The organism is Micromonospora foliorum (assembly GCF_022229015.1).
GTDB classification, from domain to species: Bacteria; Actinomycetota; Actinomycetes; order Mycobacteriales; family Micromonosporaceae; genus Micromonospora; species Micromonospora foliorum.
In genome coordinates this window covers 1-3,209 of record NZ_JAKKFF010000266.1, presented here as the reverse complement: position 1 = coordinate 3,209, position 3,209 = coordinate 1, and the positions used below count along the sequence as shown (strand labels likewise).

Genomic DNA, 3,209 nt, shown 5'->3' with positions numbered 1-3,209 from the left:
TGCCCGGCACCGGCGCGCGCCGGGTGGACCCGCCGGCCAGCCCGGCGGACCGGCGCTTCCTGGACCGGCTCGGTGCCGCCCTCGACCTGGGCTGACCGGCAGGTCGTCGCGCCGGGCGCCGACGCGGTCCGTACCCTCTGATGACCGTGACCGACGACCAGCTTGAGGTGGGCGTGGGCCCCTGGCCGGGGGACCCACCGGACGACCCCCGTTACGACCCGCAGCTGCTGGCGGAGGGGGACCGGCGCAACGTCGTCGACCGCTACCGCTACTGGCGGCACGAGGCGATCGTCGCCGACCTGGACCGGCACCGGCACGGCTTCCACGTCGCGATCGAGAACTGGCAGCACGACTTCAACATCGGCACGGTGGTGCGCAACGCCAACGCGTTCAACGCCGCCGAGGTGCACATCGTCGGACGGCGACGGTGGAACCGGCGCGGCGCGATGGTGACCGATCGGTACCAGCACGTACGGCACCACGAGACGATCGAGGAGTTCGTCGCCTGGGCGGCCGAGCGGCACCTGCCGGTGTTCGGCATCGACAACCTGCCCGGGTCGCGTCCGCTGGAGACCGGCACCCTGCCGCGGGACTGCGTGCTGCTGTTCGGTCAGGAGGGGCCGGGCCTCTCCGCGCCGGCCCGTGCCGCGTGCGACCAGCTCTACTCCATCGCCCAGTACGGCTCGACGAGGTCGATCAACGCGGGCGTGGCCAGCGGAATCGCCATGCACGCCTGGATCCGCGCGCACGCCGGCACGCCGCCGGACTGACCCACGTACGGTGCCGAATCGGACGTTCCGGCTTGACGTGCCGGTGCTCCGGGGAGACGGTGGGGATGTGAGTGTCGCGGTGAGTTGTCCGAGATGCGGGGGCCCAGTGCGGGCGCCGGATCTGATGAACACCGACTCAAGGTGTGTGCGTTGCGGCCCGGTGCCGCCGTTGCACGTGCCCGAGCACATCGGAGCGGAGATCGTGGCGAGCGTGGTGGAGCGGATCACCGCGACCGGCGATCCGCCGGTGACGCCCCTGTGGTGCCCGTGGCCGCTGCCGCCCGGTTGGACACTCACCGGCGTGGCGTACGCCGGGGACGACCGGACGGGAGTGCGGGCGACGGCGGTGGCGTGTGCGGGCCCGGCGCCACTCGGCGGTGGTCCGGCCGATCTGGTCTTCGTGGCCGAGGAACCCGGTGTGGGTCTGGGTACCCGACTCGCCGGACTGGCCGGCCCCGATCCGGGGCCGGAATTGGTCGACGCGCTGACCGACCCGGGGCCGGGTCACCCTGACCACGTCGGACAGGCGAAGATCAAGGTCGGCGGTCACCCGACTCCACTGTGGTTGGTGAATTCACCGACGGATCGAAGCGCGTACGCCGGCGAGGCTCGGGGAATGTGGCTCCATGCGATAGCCTGGCCGGCGAGTGCGGGTCACCTGCTCGCGGAAGACGTCGTGCTTCACGACCTGACCGAGTGGACTCCCCCCGAGCTCGTGTACGGCGCACCGTCCCCGTATCTACCTGGTAGAGCTTGACAACTCTTCCGGATTGACGGAGAACGGACGCAGATATTCACTGTACGACACCACACTGATACTCTGGGTGCCGCTGCGGTAATGGGACCCGGCGCCGCGCGAGAGGATGGCCCGCCATGGTCAAGAAGGTCCTCACCTGGGCCGGAATCGCATTCTTGATCTTCTTCGTCGCCTACCGGCCAAACTCTGCGGCGGACGTGTTCAAGTCGCTCGGCGGCGGGATCATGGATATCGCCCAGGGGTTTGGCGACTTCTTCACCAGCCTCGTCGCCTAGCCGCCGATGGGCAGCCCCTCCGGTCCACCCTTCGACCCGGACGACCCCGACCGGGAACGCCGCGAGCGTGACACCGAGCCGATCCCGCGGATCGGGCCTGATGACGGCCCGGGCTACGGGGCCGGTCCCGGCCTGTCCGACGGTCCGTCCCTTTCGGACGACGTCGGCTACGGCGACGGGCCCGGCTATGCCGGCCAGGGTCGTTCCGGTCGGGGGTGGATCCGTGATCCGGAGGCCAGCTACCAGCCGCCGCAGATCTCCGAGGACGAGCTGGCCGGGTTGCGCGCCGACGCGACCGGCTCGACCCCTCGGCGGGTGCTGCCACTGGAAGACGAGCCGAGTTCGCTGGTGGCTCGCTACCTCTTCCCCACTGAGCGCTACAGGGGCGAGTGGAAGCGACACTGGATCCACCTCACCAACCCGCTGTTGATCGGCGTCGCGGCGACCTTCGTGCTCGGCTACCTCTCCGGCTTTCTCGCCGGCCAGGACGTCGGCGCGCTGACCACCATCGCCGTGCTGCTCTGGTTCGCGGTGATGGGCTGGGTGGCGTGGAAGGTCGCCGACTGGTGGTATGACCGTTTCATCCTGACCAACAAGCGGGTCATGGTGGTCAACGGCATCGTCACCCGCAAGGTGGCGATGATGCCGCTGGTCCGGGTCACCGACATGAAGTACGAGCAGACCCCGACCGGCCGAGCGCTCAACTACGGCACCTTCGTGCTGGAGTCCGCCGGCCAGGAGCAGGCGCTCCGCGAGATCAAGAACCTGCCCAACCCGAACGAGCTCTACCTGCGCGTCGTCGAGGAGATGTACGAGCCGCAGGCGGTCGAGGCGCGGCTCGGCAAGGAGGCCGACGAGGCCAAGGCCGACGACGGGGCGTGAAGGTTTTCGACCGAACATCGGAGCAAGTGCGCACCTTTCGTCATGGACCAGAGCGCCGCTGACGTGGCACTCTGCCAGGACGGCCGGGGGCGTGGAGGTGGGCGGTGGCGAGCAGGGACTCGTTGGAGGAGCAGTTCCGCGAGTTCGTCGCGGCCCGCTCCGCCGCGCTCCTCCGCACCGCTTACCTGCTCACCGGGGACTGGGCCACGGCCGAGGATCTGCTCCAGACGGCGCTGACCAAGACCTACCTCGCGTGGAAGCGGCTCGGCGGGATCGAGGCGGTCGAGCCGTACGCCCGGCGGGTGATGGTCAACACGTCGACGAGTTGGTGGCGGCGGCGCTGGCACGGCGAACGCCCGACCGAGGTGCTGCCCGAGCGGGCCGGTGTCGACGAGATCGAGCAGCAACTCGACCGTGACCTGCTGTGGCGGCATCTCCGGGAGTTGCCCAACCGGCAGCGGGCAGTGCTGGTGCTGCGCTACTACGAGGACATGTCGGAGGCGCAGACCGCCGCGATGCTGGACA

At 69.8% G+C, this 3,209-nt stretch carries 5 protein-coding genes; all 5 read left to right on the top strand.

The genetic code is table 11. The features are described from left to right. Positions 1 to 146: 146 nt before the first annotated feature. Complete coding sequence (locus tag PSH25_RS19980; protein ID WP_238660539.1) at positions 147 to 770, top strand: TrmH family RNA methyltransferase; 624 nt, start codon at positions 147 to 149, stop codon at positions 768 to 770. A gap of 10 nt (positions 771 to 780) precedes the next feature. Then, positions 781 to 1,527: a DUF6758 family protein gene (locus PSH25_RS19975; RefSeq protein WP_372492816.1), complete on the top strand. Its 747-nt coding sequence runs from the start codon at positions 781 to 783 to the stop codon at positions 1,525 to 1,527. Positions 1,528 to 1,643: 116 nt separating this feature from the next. Then, the gene (locus tag PSH25_RS19970; protein ID WP_007455302.1) at positions 1,644 to 1,802 is read left to right on the top strand and encodes a hypothetical protein; all 159 of its coding nucleotides are present in this window, start codon (positions 1,644 to 1,646) and stop codon (positions 1,800 to 1,802) included. Between the two features lie 6 nt (positions 1,803 to 1,808). Continuing rightward, a complete protein-coding gene (locus PSH25_RS19965; protein ID WP_088951386.1) occupies positions 1,809 to 2,684 on the top strand; it encodes a PH domain-containing protein in 876 nt (291 codons plus the stop codon). 104 nt (positions 2,685 to 2,788) lie between these two features. Further along, positions 2,789 to 3,209: SigE family RNA polymerase sigma factor (locus tag PSH25_RS19960; RefSeq protein WP_238660536.1), on the top strand; the 421-nt coding region annotated here is incomplete at its 3' end.

Bases quoted from the DNA above. Each gene is read 5' to 3' on its own strand.
- PSH25_RS19970 (WP_007455302.1), top strand. From the start codon at position 1,644: ATGGTCAAGAAGGTCCTCACCTGGGCCGGAATCGCATTCTTGATCTTC.
- PSH25_RS19965 (WP_088951386.1), top strand. From the start codon at position 1,809: ATGGGCAGCCCCTCCGGTCCACCCTTCGACCCGGACGACCCCGACCGG.